This is a genomic window from Nocardia sp. NPDC059236 (assembly GCF_042754085.1).
Taxonomy (GTDB): domain Bacteria; phylum Actinomycetota; class Actinomycetes; order Mycobacteriales; family Mycobacteriaceae; genus Nocardia.
Genome location: NZ_JBHZAF010000031.1, coordinates 1 through 14527, shown reverse-complemented (window position 1 = coordinate 14527; position 14527 = coordinate 1). Strand labels below are relative to the sequence as shown.

General features: G+C 69.8%; 14 protein-coding genes and 1 pseudogene. 7 read left to right on the top strand and 8 right to left on the bottom strand.

All coding sequences use genetic code 11. From position 1 onward, the window contains the following. Positions 1–65 precede the first annotated feature (65 nt). Both ACFXIV_RS43745 and ACFXIV_RS43740 read right to left on the bottom strand, forming a co-directional pair. Complete coding sequence (locus ACFXIV_RS43745) at positions 66–1271, bottom strand: benzoate/H(+) symporter BenE family transporter (protein ID WP_379402882.1); 1206 nt, start codon at positions 1269–1271, stop codon at positions 66–68. Between the two features lie 77 nt (positions 1272–1348). Then, positions 1349–1879, bottom strand: coding sequence for an Lrp/AsnC family transcriptional regulator (locus ACFXIV_RS43740; RefSeq protein WP_354849423.1), 531 nt, complete (start codon positions 1877–1879; stop codon positions 1349–1351). A gap of 179 nt (positions 1880–2058) precedes the next feature. Here ACFXIV_RS43740 and pdhA point away from each other — a divergent pair, with 179 nt between their 5' ends. The 3 genes from pdhA to ACFXIV_RS43725 are packed head-to-tail and all read left to right on the top strand — an operon-like array spanning position 2059 to position 5591. Beyond that, positions 2059–3138: a pyruvate dehydrogenase (acetyl-transferring) E1 component subunit alpha gene (pdhA, locus tag ACFXIV_RS43735; protein WP_379402883.1), complete on the top strand. Its 1080-nt coding sequence runs from the start codon at positions 2059–2061 to the stop codon at positions 3136–3138. Beyond that, the gene (locus ACFXIV_RS43730) at positions 3135–4118 is read left to right on the top strand and encodes an alpha-ketoacid dehydrogenase subunit beta (protein ID WP_379402884.1); all 984 of its coding nucleotides are present in this window, start codon (positions 3135–3137) and stop codon (positions 4116–4118) included. The genes pdhA and ACFXIV_RS43730 overlap by 4 nt, the downstream gene beginning before the upstream one ends. A 24-nt stretch (positions 4119–4142) precedes the next feature. Then, entirely contained in the window at positions 4143–5591 is a 1449-nt protein-coding gene (locus ACFXIV_RS43725) for a dihydrolipoamide acetyltransferase family protein (protein ID WP_379402885.1), read from the top strand. Here ACFXIV_RS43725 and ACFXIV_RS43720 read toward each other — a convergent pair. Continuing rightward, positions 5588–6031 carry an acyl-CoA thioesterase gene (locus ACFXIV_RS43720; RefSeq protein WP_379402886.1) on the bottom strand — a complete coding sequence of 148 codons (444 nt, stop codon included), beginning with the start codon at positions 6029–6031 and terminating at the stop codon, positions 5588–5590. The two genes, ACFXIV_RS43725 and ACFXIV_RS43720, sit on opposite strands and share 4 nt — an antisense overlap. Before the next feature lie 42 nt (positions 6032–6073). Beyond that, complete coding sequence (locus ACFXIV_RS43715; RefSeq protein ID WP_379402887.1) at positions 6074–7030, bottom strand: cupin domain-containing protein; 957 nt, start codon at positions 7028–7030, stop codon at positions 6074–6076. Positions 7031–7104: 74 nt separating this feature from the next. Between ACFXIV_RS43715 and ACFXIV_RS43710 the strand changes: the two genes are divergently transcribed. Both ACFXIV_RS43710 and ACFXIV_RS43705 read left to right on the top strand, forming a co-directional pair. After that, positions 7105–7962, top strand: coding sequence for an NAD(P)H-binding protein (locus ACFXIV_RS43710; protein ID WP_379402888.1), 858 nt, complete (start codon positions 7105–7107; stop codon positions 7960–7962). Between the two features lie 142 nt (positions 7963–8104). After that, entirely contained in the window at positions 8105–9508 is a 1404-nt protein-coding gene (locus tag ACFXIV_RS43705; protein ID WP_379402889.1) for an MFS transporter, read from the top strand. A gap of 8 nt (positions 9509–9516) precedes the next feature. On the opposite strand, the gene ACFXIV_RS43700 is transcribed toward ACFXIV_RS43705, so the two are convergent. Next, on the bottom strand, positions 9517–10053 hold the full coding sequence (locus ACFXIV_RS43700) for a MarR family winged helix-turn-helix transcriptional regulator (protein WP_379402890.1): 537 nt from the start codon (positions 10051–10053) through the stop codon (positions 9517–9519). A 59-nt stretch (positions 10054–10112) separates the two neighbouring features. On the opposite strand from ACFXIV_RS43700, the gene ACFXIV_RS43695 reads away from it, so the two are divergent. Beyond that, complete coding sequence (locus tag ACFXIV_RS43695; RefSeq protein WP_379402891.1) at positions 10113–11555, top strand: MFS transporter; 1443 nt, start codon at positions 10113–10115, stop codon at positions 11553–11555. 68 nt (positions 11556–11623) lie between these two features. Here the strand turns inward: ACFXIV_RS43695 and ACFXIV_RS43690 are convergent, their stop codons facing one another. The 3 genes from ACFXIV_RS43690 to ACFXIV_RS43680 are packed head-to-tail and all read right to left on the bottom strand — an operon-like array spanning position 11624 to position 13530. Further along, entirely contained in the window at positions 11624–12262 is a 639-nt protein-coding gene (locus ACFXIV_RS43690; RefSeq protein WP_379402892.1) for a Type 1 glutamine amidotransferase-like domain-containing protein, read from the bottom strand. Between the two features lie 3 nt (positions 12263–12265). Continuing rightward, the gene (locus tag ACFXIV_RS43685; RefSeq protein WP_379402893.1) at positions 12266–13084 is read right to left on the bottom strand and encodes a maleylpyruvate isomerase family mycothiol-dependent enzyme; all 819 of its coding nucleotides are present in this window, start codon (positions 13082–13084) and stop codon (positions 12266–12268) included. Beyond that, a complete protein-coding gene (locus ACFXIV_RS43680; protein WP_379402897.1) occupies positions 13081–13530 on the bottom strand; it encodes an HIT family protein in 450 nt (149 codons plus the stop codon). Before ACFXIV_RS43680 ends, ACFXIV_RS43685 begins: the two co-directional genes overlap by 4 nt. Positions 13531–13853: 323 nt before the next feature. Here ACFXIV_RS43680 and ACFXIV_RS43675 point away from each other — a divergent pair. After that, positions 13854–14527: pseudogene (locus tag ACFXIV_RS43675) on the top strand (NAD(P)(+) transhydrogenase (Re/Si-specific) subunit alpha); the annotation flags it as partial.

Below are 14527 nucleotides of genomic sequence, written 5' to 3'. Positions count from 1 at the left end.
CCCTTTGAAGCCGAACCACCCCACCCTAGCCACCGCCGGCTGCACCCTGCAGCCTGCCCGGTCCGCTATTTCGACGGGGGCAGGAACCAGCGCGCCAGCAGGCCCGCGACCAGCGCCCAGAAGGCCGCGCCGATGCCGAGCAGCGAGATTCCGGACGCGGCCACCAGGAAGGTGAGCGCGGCCGCGGAACGGTGGGCGGCGGGTGTCAACGCGGCGGTCAGCGCACCCGCCAGGGTGGCGAGGAGGGCAAGGCCCGCAACGGTTTCCAGGACGCCCTTCGGCGCCGCGGCCACCAGCATCACCAGCGCACCCGAGGCCAGTGCGAGCACCAGGTACATGCCGCCCGCGGCGAACGCGGCGATCCACCGGCGCCGCGGATCCGGATGCGCGGACGGCGCGGCGGAGAGCGCGGCACTGATGGCCGCCAGGTTGATGGCGTGCCCGCCCGCGGGCGCACCGAGCATGGTGCCCAGGCCCGTGACCGTCATGGCCGCCCGCCACGGCACCTGATAGCCGAAGGTCTTCATGACCGCCGTACCCGGAATGTTCTGCGCGGCCATGGTCACGATGTAGAGCGGCACCGCGACCCCGATCACCGCCTGCCAACTCCAGTGCGGCACAGTCCATTCCACCCGCGGCACCATGGCCGACAGGTCCATGCGGCGATGGGTGACGGCGATGTCGACACCCGCGCCGACGGCCGCGACCGCGAAGGCGGCCAGCACCGACCAGCGCGGCGCGAAGCGTTGCAGCACAAGCCAGGTCGCGATGACCGGCACCACCACGGCCGGGCTCACCGGCAGCGCCTTCACCGGCGCCAGGCACATGGGCAGCAGCACCCCGGCCAGCATGGCCTGCGCGATCTCCACCGGAATCGCCGCGATGAGCGCGCCCAGCCGCTGCCAGAAACCGGTCAGCACGATGAGTCCGCCCGCCACCGCGAACGCGCCCACGGCGGCCGCCCAGCCGCCGGACACCGCGCCCGTGCTGGCCAGCAATGCCGCGCCCGGGGTGGACCAGGCCAGTGTGATCGGTATCCGGTACCGCCGGCTCAGCACGATCATGCCGAGGGCCTGGGTCACGCAGACCGCCAGCAGCCCGGACGCCGCCTGCGCCGAGGTCGCCCCCATGGCGGTCAGGCCCGCCAGCACCACCGCGAACGAGCTGGTGAATCCGACGAGCGCGGTGACGATTCCGGCCCCGATCGGCTGCCCGATCCCGGCCGTACGCGGACTCCCGACCTCCGGAGTGCTGGTGACGCTGGTGCTCATCGGGTCATCGTCGCGGTCCAGTCACCCCGAGGTCAGCGGCCAATCCTCCGAAACTGGACTGAAATTCACCGAAACAGTCAGAACCGGTCGGCATCCTGCGGGTGGCCCCCCGACCCGTTCTGCAATGCCAGCCGCTCCAACAGCGGCGTCACACGCGGCCCGACCAGCGACCGCATCACCAGCGCCATATTGGTGCGCTCCACCCCCGGGATCTTCAGAATGCTGCCGGTCAGGCGGTACAGATCATCCGCGTCGGCGGCGACCACCCGGACCGTCAGATCGGTCGGCCCGGTCATGCCGCAGACCTCGGTGACCTCCGGAATCTCGGCCAGTTCGGCAACCACCGAGTCGAGCCGATGCTGATCCACCACCACCGCCACGAAGGCTGCCAGTGGATAACCCAGCACCCGGGGATCGACCCGGCGCTCGAAGCTGGCCAGCACCCCGCTCGCCTCCCAGCGAGCCAGCCTGGCCTGCACGGTATTGCGCGAGAGACCCAGGCGAGCGGCCAATTCGACACCGGTCGCGCGCGGGTTGGCCACCAGCTCCAGCAACAGCCGGGCATCGGTGGCGTCCAGCGGGGCAGAAAGGGGCTCCCTGCTGCTCATGGGGATCAGTATGACATCTGCGACCGGCCATCGACCGAGCATTCTGCACAGTTGGGCGCGCCATACTTGCACACATCGCTCAACGGAGGATGCTGTGTGGTACAGGACACACATCGGTTGCTCACGGGACACAATCCCCGGGCGACGACGGTGTAACCCGGTGTCAGGAGGCGATATCCATGCCCGAGAAGAACACCTACCCGGTGCAGCTCGTACAGCCCGACGGTCATCGCGTACTGGATCGCGTACACGCCCCGCTCGTCGCCGATATCGACGGCACCCGACTCCGAGCCATGTACACCGACATGGTGGTGGCCCGGCGCATCGACACCGAGGCCACCGCCCTGCAACGGCAGGGCCAGCTCGGACTGTGGCCGCCACTGCTGGGCCAGGAGGGCGCGCAGATCGGTTCGGCCCACGCCCTCGCCCCCGACGACTATGTGTTCTGCAGCTATCGGGAGGCGGGCGTCGCCTACTGCCGCGGCGTCCCGCCCGAGGACCTCACCCGGCTGTGGCGCGGCGCCGCCCACTCCTGCTGGGACGCCGACGCGGTCAAGATGACCAATCCCTCGATCGTGGTGGGGGCGCACGGTTTACACGCCACCGGCTACGCCTACGCCGCGCACCTCGAAGGCGCCGAGATCGCCACCATCGCCTACTTCGGCGACGGTGCGACCAGTCAGGGCGATATCGCCGAGGCGCTCGGATTCGCGGCCGGCTGGAGTGTCCCGGTGGTGTTCTTCTGCCAGAACAATCACTGGGCGATCAGCGCGCCGGTCCGGATACAGAGCGCCACCCCGATCGCGCGGCGCGCCCTCGGCTACGGCATTCCCGGCGTGCAGGTGGACGGCAACGACGCCCTCGCGGTGCTGGCCGTGACCCGGCAGGCGCTGCTGCGCGCACGGGCCGGCGGCGGGCCGAGCTTCGTCGAGGCCATCACCTACCGGATGGGCCCGCACACCACCGCCGACGACCCCACCCGCTACCGCACCGCCGCCGAACTCGAGATCTGGCAGCAGCGCGATCCCATCGACCGCCTACGGCGCTTGCTCGAACGAGAGGAGCTGTGGGACACCGCCTTCGAGACCTCGGTCGCCGAACGCGCCGACGAGGTGGCGACCCGGCTGCGCACCGCCACCCTCACCATGCCCGATCCGGAACCCACGGAGCTGTTCGACCACGTGTACGCCACACCGCATCGGCTGATCGAGGAGGAACGCCGCGAGTACGCCGCCTATCTGGAGGGAGCGGGGCAATGAAGACCACCTTCGCCGGAGCCATCAACCACGGACTGCGCCGCGCGCTGGAGGACGACCCGAAGGTCCTGCTGATGGGTGAGGACATCGGGCGGCTGGGCGGGGTCTTCCGGGTCACCGACACGCTGCAGAAGGATTTCGGCAACAACCGCGTCATCGACACGCCGCTCGCCGAATCCGGAATCGTGGGAACGGCTTTCGGAATGGCATTGCGCGGATTTCGGCCGGTCTGTGAAATCCAGTTCGACGGATTCGTGTATCCGGCCTTCGACCAGATCGTCTCGCAGGTTGCGAAAATCCACTCCCGCACGCGCGGAAAGGTGATCGCGCCCATCACCATTCGCATTCCGTTCGGCGGCGGCATCGGCTCGGTCGAGCATCATTCGGAATCACCGGAGGCGTATTTCGCGCACACCGCGGGATTGCGGGTGGTCTCGCCGAGCAATCCGGCCGACGCGTATCTGATGATCCGTCAGGCCATTGCCCTCGACGATCCGGTGATCTTCTTCGAGCCCAAGCGCCGGTACTGGGACAAGACCGAGGTGGATTTCGACCGGCTGGACCAGGATGGCGGACCGGCGCTGGACCAGGCCCAGGTCTGCGCCAGCGGGGAGGACGCCACCATCGTGGCCTACGGCGGCACCGTCGCCACCGCGCTCACCGCCGCCGATATCGCGGCGTCGGAGGGACATTCGATCGAGGTGATCGATCTGCGCAGCCTGTCCCCGATCGATTTCGACACCATCGAGACCTCGGTGCGGAAAACCGGACGGCTCATCGTGGTCCACGAGGCGCCCGTATTCGCCGGGCTGGGAGCCGAAATCGCGGCACGCATCACGGAACGCTGCTTCTACCATCTGGAATCACCGGTATTGCGCGTCGGTGGCTTCGACATCCCCTATCCCCCGGCTAAACTCGAGCGGCACCACCTGCCCGACCCCGATCGCATTCTCGCCGCGGTCGATCGCTCGCTCGCCGCCTAACGGTCAAGCCACGGAGGAAGCCCGGTGGAAGATCAGCAGCAGGTCATGGAATTTCGTTTGCCCGATCTCGGAGAGGGATTGGCCGACGCGGAATTGGTGTCGTGGTCCGTCGCGGTCGGCGACACCGTGGACCTGAACCAGATCATCGCCGAGGTCGAGACCGCCAAGGCGCAGGTAGCGCTACCTAGCCCGTACGCGGGCCGGGTGCTGGAACTACTGGCGGAACCGGGCGACACGGTGCCGGTCGGCGCGCCGCTCATCCGGATCGGCGTGGCGGCGCGGACCGGTGCTGCCGCGGCGCCGAGCGCCGGTGCGGAGACGGGCGGCGAGACCGGCGCGCAGCCGCCGGAAGAACGGCGGTCGGTGCTGGTCGGCTACGGCCCCGACAGCGAGCCGGTGTCCCGCCGCGCCGCCCGGGCCGCCGCGAAAACTACTGACGCACCGACTGTTTCGAGTCGGCGCGCCATGGGCTCGGACGGCGCCGAGGGACTCGGCAGCTCGGCACCGGCCGGACGGCCCGCCGCCACCCCCGCCGCCCGGAAACTGGCCCGCGAGATCGGGATCGATCTGGGGGCGGTGATCGGGACCGGGCCGCAGGGCGCGGTCACCGTGGAGGACCTGTACGGGATGCGGCCCGAAGCCCTTGGGACGGGCCACATTCCGATCCACACCCCGCCGCCGCCCGCCACCGTCAGCGCCCTGCCGGCGCCGCATCCCGCGCCGGAGGTGCTGCCCATGCATCCGGCGGCCGGCGGACGCGCCGCCCCGGCCGAACGCGAAACCCGCACGCCCATCAGCGGAATCCGCAAGCGCACCGCCGCGGCCATGATGGCCAGCGCCCAGCACATTCCCCAGGCCAGCACCTTCGTGACCGCGGATTTCACCGCGTCCATGGAGCTGCTCGAGCATCTGCGGTCCACACCCAGCTTCACCGGCCTGACCCTGACTCCGCTGGCGCTGGTGGCGCGGGCGACGCTGGCGGCGCTGCTCGAGTTCCCCGAGATCAATGCTGCCTGGGATGAACCCAATCAGGAGATCGTCACCAAGCACTACGTGAATCTGGGCATCGCGGTCGCGACCGAGCGCGGGCTGCTGGTGCCGAATCTCAAGGACGCGCAGGGGTTCACGCTGCGCGATCTGTGCCTGGAGATCGCCGGGGTGGCCGGCAAGGCGCGGAGCGGCACCGCCACGCCCGCCGACCTGACCGGCGGCACCTTCACCATCACCAATGTCGGCGTCTTCGGCGTGGATACCGGTGTGCCGCTGGTGAATCCGGGCGAGGCGGCCATCCTGTGCCTGGGTTCCATCCGCAAGCGCCCGTGGGTGCATCGCGACGAACTGGCCGTGCGCTGGGTGACCAGCCTGGGGCTCAGCTTCGATCACCGCATGATCGACGGTGAGCAGGGCTCGCGCTTCCTGGCGAGCATCGCGGCCCTGCTGGAGGATCCGCTGACCCTGCTCGGCCGGGTCTAGCCCTCCGCGGGCGCGGTGACCACCAGCGGCTCGGCCGCCGCGCGGATGACCGCCGGGATCGGCACCGGCTTGCGGGTCTGCTCGTCCACGTAGACGTGGGTGAAGGTGCCGGTGGCGGCCAGCTCCAGGCTGTCGCCGGCGTCGCGGAAGACGGCCAGCTCGTAGTTGATGCTGGAGTTGCCCAGCCGCGCGACCCGGATGCCCACCCGCAGCATGTCCGGAAAGCTGATCGAGCCGAGGAACGTGCAGGAGGTCTGCGCCACCACGCCGATGGCGTGCAGGTCGCGGATATCGGTGCCGGTGGCGCTGATCAGCCAGGCATTCACCGCGGTATCGAAGTACGAGTAGTACGTCACGTTGTTCACGTGACCGTAGTGATCGTTGTCGGCCCAGCGCGTCGGCACCGGCCAGAGCACCGGGTATCCCTGATCTTGCGTCACCCCGCGACCCTAACCCGCCCCGCCCGGCCGAACCCTGACCGGTCAGGCGGAGCGTTCGTCAGGGGTGGCGCGGTGGTCCCGGGGGCTGATGCCGTAGTGGCGTTTGAAGGCGGTGGACAGGGCGAAGGCGCTGCCGTAGCCGACCCGGCGGGCAATGGATTCCAGGGTGGCGTCGGTTTCGTGCAGGAGGTCGGCGGCCAGGGCCAGCCGCCAGTCGGTGAGGAAGGCCATCGGCGGCTCGCCGACCAGCTCGGTGAACCGGCGGGCCAGGGCGGCCCGGGAGACGCCGACCTCGGCGGCCAGCGACGCCACCGTCCAGGGGTGGGCCGGATTGTGCTGCATCAGGCGCAATGCCCGGCCGACCAGCGGATCGCCGTAGGCGTGATACCAGGCGGGCGCGTCGGAACGGGAGAACCAGGCGCGCAGGGCGGCGATGAGCAGCAGATCCAATAGTCGATCCAGCATGGCGCTCTGGGCGGGCAGGTCCTTGGCGGCCTCGTCGACCAGCAGATCCAGCACCCGGGCATCGACTTCGCCGCGGCCGAGCACCGCGACCGGCGGCAGCGCCCGCAGCAGGCGCCGGCTGGCCGCCGACTCGTGCTCGTAGGTACCGGTGACCAGCACGGTCTCCGCATCGACGCTGGCGCCCCAGCTGCGCACCCCCAGACTCAGTGCCTCGCACAGCACTTCACCATCCATGGTGGTGGTGATATTTCCGGGTTCGATGAGCACCTGCGGCGGCGTGGCCGGATCGTCGGCGACGACATAGTGGTCGGGCCCCCGGAAGATGGCGATATCGCCGGTGCGCAGCTGTCGCGGCGGAGTCGGCTTGCCGCCCTTGGGCTCCGGTGTCACCCAGCCGCCGCCGCGCACCACCGCCACTACGGTCAGCGGGGCCTCGTCGCGGATGCGCAGGGACCAGGGCGGGTCGACCGACGAGCGCATCACGAATGCGGCTCGCGCGCGTGGTCCTTCGAGCAGGCTGGCCAACGCATCCATACCGAAGACGATGGCAAATGCCCGTGCGCTTCTCAACCATGTTCGCGCTCGCCGAATCCCGGTGTACTCGATACATGATCATCGAAAACACCTCGAACAGCGCAAACACCGTTCTCGTGCTCGGTGCGACCGGGAAGACCGGGCATCGGGTGGCCGCCCTGCTGGGCGCGCGCGGCGTGCCGGTGCGGGCCGGTTCGCGCACGGCCGCAATCCCGTTCGACTGGACCGACCGCGGCACCTGGGCGGCGGCCCTGGCGGGAGTGGATGCCGTGTACCTGGCCTACCAGCCGGATCTGGCGGTTCCGGGCGCGCCCGCGGATATCAAGGCGTTCTGCGATCAGGCGGTCGCCGCCGGCGTGCGGACGCTGGTGCTGCTGTCCGGCCGCGGCGAGCCCGAGGCGCTGGAATGCGAAGCCATCGTGCGGGATTCGGGCCTGGGGTGGACCGTGGTGCGGTGCGCCTGGTTCGCGCAGAACTTCAGCGAGGGCGCGTTCGCCGATTTCATCCTGGCCGGTGAGGTCGCGCTGCCCGCCGGGGATGTGCCGGAGCCGTTCGTGCACGCGGACGATATCGCCGAGGTGGCGGTGGCGGCGCTGCTCGACGACCGGCACGCCGGACAGGTGTACGAGCTGACCGGCCCGCGCGCGCTCACCTTCGCCGAGGCGGTGGCGGAGATCGGCGCGGCGATCGGGCGGGAGATCGCCTACGTTCCGCTCACCCGAACCGATTTCGTGGCCGCGCTGACCTCCTACGGGGTGCCCGGCGAGGAGATCAGCCTGCTGGACTACCTGTTCGGCACGGTGCTCGACGGGCGGAATTCGCACCTGTCCGACGGGGTGCGGCGGGCGCTGGGCCGGGAGCCGCACGACTTCGCCGAGTATGTGCGCGAGGTGGCGAGCTCGGGCGCCTGGGCGGTCCCGGCGAGCGCATAACCTGTCGGTGCCCCCGCCTACACTCGATATCAAACAGGCTGTACTGCAGATGATTCGGATCGCAGCCCCGAGCGCCGACGAAGCCGCGAGGGGTTGCGGAAACCAGGGAGATGCCGGGACAACACCCGGTAGCGTCGTACCGATGGCCGCTACGACGCCCGCTCCCCGGATCCGGAAGGCGCGCCTGGCGCTGTTCGCGGTGTTCGGCCTCAATGGGATGCTCTCGGCCGTCTGGATCGTGCACATCCCCGCCGTCACCGGGCGCACCGGCGTGTCACCGACCACCCTGGGCATGCTGATCCTGCTCATGGCGGCCTGCGCCATCCTGGGTATGCAGGCCGCCGGACCCCTGGCGGACCGGCTCGGCAGCCGCACCCTCACCGCCACCGCCGCCACCCTGCTGTCCCTGGCCCTGCTCGGCCCCGCACACGCCACCTCCCCGTTCACCCTCGGACTGGCCCTGGCCGCCTTCGGTGTCGCCAACGGCGCGATCGACGTCTCCATGAACGCCCAGGCCGTCCACATCGAGCGCGCCTACGCCCGCCCCATCATGTCGGCCTTCCACGCCTTCTTCTCCTGCGGCGGCTTCCTCGGCTCCGCCTTCGGCGCGGCGACCCAGCACGCCCACTGGCCGCTGCACACGACCTTCGCTCTGTCGAGTGCCTTCGGCCTCGCCACCGTGGCCATCGCGATTCCGCGCCTGCTCCCGCCCACCGTTCCCACGACCCACTCGGTCCCGAACGTGTCGGCAGCCGAAGGCAACCGCCGCCACCGAACCGACCCGGCGGCGGGCCAGCACGTCCCGAGCACTCCGATCGACCCGCGCGCGGACGGCCTGCCCACTGCTCGCGACGCCGTCGATCACGCCGTGACGCCCGGCACGGAACCGACCGTGTCCACCGGACTCACCGCCGCTGCCGCCGTTACCCCGGGTGAGCGGGACGGAGAGCATCCGAGCCCTGGGTCACCGGCGGGCACGCGGATCGGGCGAAAAGTGCTGGCGCTGGGATTGATCGCGTTCGCGCTGCTGATGGCAGAGGGGGTGGCCGCGGATTGGAGTGCGCTGCAGGTGCAGGGGCGGCTCGGGGTGGAGGCGGGGACGGCGGCGCTGGCGTTCACCGGGTTCTCGCTGGCCATGACGCTCGGCCGGTTCGGCACGGACCGGGTGAGCGGGCGGTTCGGGCGAGTGGCCATCGTGCGCTGGGGAACGCTGCTGGCGGCCATCGGTTTCGGGCTGGTGGTGGCCTCCGGGTGGCTGCCGCTCACGCTGCTGGGGTGGACGCTGTGCGGCATCGGGCTGTCCGGCGGCGTGCCGCAGGTGTTCACCGCCGCCGGGAACCTGGGCTCGCGCACCGCCGCCACCGATATGTCGCGAGTGTTCGGGCTCGGGTATGTGGGCTTGCTGGCCGGGCCCGCGATCATCGGCTGGCTCGACAAGGCCATGCCACTGACCGCCGCGATGGCGGTGCCGCTGGTGGCAATGCTGTTGTGCGCCTGGGGCGCTCACGCCGTCGCCGCACCCGGGCGAGCGCCTGCGGGCCGATAGCCGCGGGGTCAGGCGGTGCGGCTGGGCCGGTCTCGCGCGGTCGCGCCGAGGTCGCCGATGAATTCGGCGTGGTCGAGGAAGTCGTCGACCATGCGGTGGTTGAGGACCGCGAGGGCCTGGAGGTCCTCGGTGGTCCAGTCGGTGAGGGCCTCTGCCATCCAGCCGCGCAGGACCTGGCGGACGGCTTCGACGGCGCGCCGGCCGGAGGCGGTGGGGCGGACCCGTTGCGCGCGACGGTCGTCCGGGTCGGGAACGCGCTCGACGTAGCCCGCCTTCTCCAGGCGCTGGATCTGGCGGCTCACGTGCGGGGCCTCCACATCGAGGCGGGTGGCGAGCTCGCCCAGGCGCATGGGCTCGCCGGCGTCGGCGAGCAGCCGCAGCAGCGGGACACTGGCCCGATCCATGGTGAGCCCGCACTGCACCATGGCTTGATCGTGGCGGCGGACCCGGGTCAGCAGATAGGCGACCCGGGCCAGCGCACGCTCCAGTTCGACTATGTGAGCTGCATCAACTTGTTTGGCGGGAGTGGCTTCCGGTCGCGGCATGTGGTTATCTTACGAAACTCATTTACTTAATTTTGGTAAGTAAACCAAAGGATCGCTGCATGACTACGACCGCTGTCGGTCAGGTCGACGGGACCAAACCCGCAGACCACTCGAAGGCCCACCTCGGCCTGACATTGCTCGCGCTGTGCGCGGCCGGCCTGGTCGTGTCGCTCCAGCAGACCGTCGTGATTCCGCTACTGCCGCGCTTCATCACACAGCTGCACACCGACGTCGCCGGTGTCACCTGGCTGTTCACCGCCGCCCTGCTCTCCGGTGCGGTCGCCACCCCGTTGCTCTCCCGCTTCGGCGACATGTACGGCAAGAAGCCCATGGTCATGGTCGCGATGGGCGTGCTCATCGCGGGCTCGGTCGTCTGCGCCTTCGCCACCTCGCTGCCGGTCTACATCGTCGGCCGCGCCCTGCAGGGCATCTCCTCGGCCATGATCCCGCTCGCCATCGGCATCATCCGCGACACCTTCCCGCGCGAAAAACTGGTCAGCGCAATCGGAATCGTGTCCGGCACCATGGGCGTCGGCGGCACCATCGGCCTGCTGGCCACCGGCGTCATCGCCGACCACACCACCGACCCGCACCCGGTCTTCTGGCTGACCGCGGGCCTGGGCGTGATCGCCACCGTGCTGATCCAGGTGAGCGCCCAGAACAATGGCGTCCGCCACGGCGGCAAGCCCGACTTCGTCGGCGCCGCGCTGCTGGCCGCCCTGCTGGTCTGCCTGCTGCTGGGCATCAGCGAGGGCCCGCGCTGGGGCTGGGGCTCCGGCTCGGTCATCGCGCTGTTCGCCGCCGCCGCGGTGCTCGCCGCCGTCTGGGTGTTCGTGGAGCTCAAGGTCGAACAGCCGCTGGTGCGCCTGCAGCTGCTGGTCGGACCGCAGTCGCTGTCGGCCAATGTGGCCTCCGCGCTGCTCGGGTTCTCCATGTTCGGCGCGTTCTCGCTGGTGTCCAACTTCATTCAGACCCCGGCGGACAAGGTCGGCTACGGCCTGTCCGGCACCGTGCTCTCGGTCGGCCTCTACGGCATCCCGAGCGCGGCGCTGATGACCTTCTTCTCCTTCAATACCGGCCGCATCTCCGCCAAGATCGGTCCGGCCTACACCCTGGCCATCGGCGCGGCCTTCGCCGGACTGTCCATGGGCTGGCTGGCCGTCTCGCACGATCACAAGTTCGACATGATCATGGCGAATGTGCTGCAGGGCACCGGTTTCGGCATCGGCTACGCGGCACTGGGCACCCTGGCCGTGCAGCACGTGCCGATGAGCGAGAGCGGTATCGCCTCGGGCATCAACTCGCTGGTGCGCACCGCCGGCGGTTCGATCGCCGGTGCGATCACCGGCTCCATCCTGACCGCCCACGTCCTGCACCTCGGCCCGCACGCCACGGTCCCGACCGAGGGCGCGTACGTCGCCAGCTTCGCGACCCTGGCCATCGGCGCGTTCGGTGCGGCCGCCGTCGCCCTGGGCCACGGCATCCGCCACAAGGGGCACTGACCATCTGTCGGGCAGAAAAAGCCCGCGCACGCCGTCGGCGTGCGCGGGCTTTTTCCATGTGAGGACCGCTAGGTCAGGATCTCGGTCCGATCGCCGTCGACGACAACGACGTGGTCGTCGGTCAGCGCCCAGTGCGGGATTCCCGCGGAGGCGTACTCGCGCACCAGTTTCCGGGACAACCCCTCGGGGTCGGTCGGGGAATCCAGGTGCGGGACGATGCGGTGATCGACCAGACCCAGTCCGTCCCAGCGTGGTTCGACGCCGCAGGCGGTGCGGACCTCGTCCGGGTCGTCGATGGCTTCGATGCCGTGCAGGTCGGGGGTCATGACGCAGGCGCCCGCGCTGTAGCCGGCGTAGACCAGCGCGTCCTCGGCCAGCAGCGTCGTCAGGGCGAGATCTGCTCCGCTGCGGGCGAATTGGACGCGCAGCACGAAGGTGTTGCCGCCGCGCACCCACACCATCGGATATTCGCGCAGCCGCTGCTCGACCTCGGCCGGACGGCCGAGGTAGTCGCGCAGATCCAGCACATCAGGCCGGAAACCCAGGCGGCGCAATGGCACCAGGTCGCTGGTGACCGCACCCTGCCAGGCCGAGGGCCAGGCATCACAGGCATTGGCGATGACCGCCACCGGTCCGGGATCGCCGACCAGTTCGAGCAGTCGCCGCTGGTGCGCGCCGAAACGATAGCTGGACAGGAACAGTCGCACGGGTCAGATGGTGAAGGCCAGGCTGCGGACCAGGCGGTCGCCGAGGTCGGTGTCGCCGGTGAGCGTGATCTCCCCCGCGTGCGCGTCGGCGGTGGTGCGGCCGCCGCGCAGGCGGGCGAACAGGTCGGAGTCCATGGTCACCACGAGACCCGCCGGGGCGTCGAGGGTTTCCACCAGGCTCGCCCGGCCGCCGTCGACGGTCACGTGCAGCGTCTGCGGCACCGGGCCGGTGAGCTCGAAGGTGATCCGCGAACCGTCCGGTGCGCCCGCGCCTTTGACCGCGGCCTTGCCCAGCACGGTCAGCAGTTCGGTGAAGGCCGTCGCGCCGCGGCTGCCGCCCTCGTCGACGGCCACACCGAGCGCGTCGGCGATATCGTGCTCGTGCATCCAGCAGTCGAACAGGCGGATACGCATGAACCGGCCGTAGGGGGCCATGCCCACCGGGGTCGGCACCAGTTCGGCCCAGGCCTCGTCGGTGGTCTGCTCCAGCATCTTCAGCCGGCGGCCGGTGACATCCAGGAACCGTTCCAGCAGCTGCGAACCGGCGAGCGGGCGCAGCGAGTCGATCCACTTCTCGTTGAGCGCGCCGATGTCGTTGCGAATGTGCTCGCCGGCCACCGCGAGATCGGGGGTCGGCTCGCCCAGCAGGACCGATTCGGTGCCGATCACATGGGCGAGCACATCGAACACGGTCCAGCCGGGCAGCGGTGAGGCCGTGCGCCAGCGGTCCTCGTCCAGGCCGTCCACCAGCCGGGTAAGGGCGTCCCACTGGTCGGACAAGAGGGCCGTGATCTCGGCGCGGTCCGGCACCGTGTCGGTCATGCGGTGGTCTCCCTTTCTTCGTCGGCGAGCCGGTCCAGTCCGGAACGCAGTGCCGCGGCGGTGCGCTCGGTGTCGTGCGGGCGGCGCAGCACGAAACCCTTGGCGAAGCGCAGGGTGTCGCCGTGGTGGCGCGGGATCACGTGCAGGTGCACGTGGTGAACGGTCTGGAAGGCGGCCTTGCCGTCATTGATCAGCAGGTTGGCGCCGTCGGCCGCGAGGCCGGCGCGGCGCATGGACTTGGCCAGGCGATGGCCGAAGGCGAAAAGCTGTGCGCCCAGGGCCGGGTCGAGTTCGTCGAGATCGGTGGCGTGGCGCTTGGGGATCACCAGGGTGTGCCCGCGGGTGATGGGCCGGATGTCCAGGAACGCCACCAGGGTGTCGTCTTCGAAGACCTTGGTCGCGGATGCGTCGCCCGCGACGATCCGGCAGAACATGCAGCCACTCACCATGCAGACATTACGGCGTACAAGTGATGTGCGACACCCCCTACACGCCCCCGATGTCGGCACAACCAGCAACGTACCTACTGGTGAGTAGCACGCGGAATTCTTCGTACTTGTCGCCGATCGAACCCCGGTCGAGCATGGAGTTGTCCGGTTTTCTCGCCACACCATGTGACGGGCATCTCCGCTACGCTCACGCCGAACCAGGTACAGTTGCGAGAATTCTCACGAACTTACTACCGAGTAAGTTCGGCCCGCCGTTGGACCGGTGAAGCGGCCCCGACATGAGGGTGACCTGGGCTCACCACGAGAAGGAAGTTTGACTAGTGGACACAACGCAGAGCGCACAGACCGCTGCGCCCCGCGGTGCGCGCGTCGGAGTGGTTCGCGAGACGAACCCGGACGAACGACGCGTCGCATTGGTGCCGAAGATCATCCCGGCCCTGCTGAAGCAGGGCGTCGAGGTGATCGTCGAGGCCGGTGCCGGTCTGGGCGCGTTGATTCCGGACGAGGCGTACATCGAAGCCGGTGCGACGCTGGGTGATCCGTACAGCGCCGACGTGGTCGTGAAGGTCGCCGCGCCGAACGACAGCGAGATCGCCAAGCTGTCGTCGGGGCAGACGCTGATCGGGTTCCTCGCACCTCGCAACGCCGACAACAAGATCGGTGCGCTGAAGAGCGCGGGCGTGCAGGCCTTTGCGGTGGAAGCCATTCCGCGTATCTCCCGCGCCCAGGTGATGGACGCGCTCTCGTCGCAGGCGAATGTCGCCGGCTACAAGGCCGTGCTGCTCGCCGCGTCGGAGTCCACCCGTTTCTTCCCCATGCTGACCACCGCCGCGGGCACCGTGAAGCCCGCCACCGTGCTGGTCCTCGGCGTGGGTGTCGCCGGTCTGCAAGCGTTGGCCACCGCCAAGCGTCTCGGCGGCCGGACCACCGGTTACGACGTCCGCCCCGAGGTCGCCGACCAGGTGCGCTCGGTCGGCGCGCAGTGGCTGGACCT

Coding starts and splice junctions, on each gene's coding strand:
- ACFXIV_RS43715 (WP_379402887.1), bottom strand. CDS start 7,030: ATGGATGCGTTGGCCAGCCTGCTCGAAGGACCACGCGCGCGAGCCGCA.
- pdhA (WP_379402883.1), top strand. CDS start 2,059: ATGCCCGAGAAGAACACCTACCCGGTGCAGCTCGTACAGCCCGACGGT.
- ACFXIV_RS43710 (WP_379402888.1), top strand. CDS start 7,105: ATGATCATCGAAAACACCTCGAACAGCGCAAACACCGTTCTCGTGCTC.
- ACFXIV_RS43745 (WP_379402882.1), bottom strand. CDS start 1,271: ATGAGCACCAGCGTCACCAGCACTCCGGAGGTCGGGAGTCCGCGTACG.
- ACFXIV_RS43695 (WP_379402891.1), top strand. CDS start 10,113: ATGACTACGACCGCTGTCGGTCAGGTCGACGGGACCAAACCCGCAGAC.
- ACFXIV_RS43740 (WP_354849423.1), bottom strand. CDS start 1,879: ATGAGCAGCAGGGAGCCCCTTTCTGCCCCGCTGGACGCCACCGATGCC.
- ACFXIV_RS43705 (WP_379402889.1), top strand. CDS start 8,105: ATGGCCGCTACGACGCCCGCTCCCCGGATCCGGAAGGCGCGCCTGGCG.
- ACFXIV_RS43700 (WP_379402890.1), bottom strand. CDS start 10,053: ATGCCGCGACCGGAAGCCACTCCCGCCAAACAAGTTGATGCAGCTCAC.
- ACFXIV_RS43685 (WP_379402893.1), bottom strand. CDS start 13,084: ATGACCGACACGGTGCCGGACCGCGCCGAGATCACGGCCCTCTTGTCC.
- ACFXIV_RS43730 (WP_379402884.1), top strand. CDS start 3,135: ATGAAGACCACCTTCGCCGGAGCCATCAACCACGGACTGCGCCGCGCG.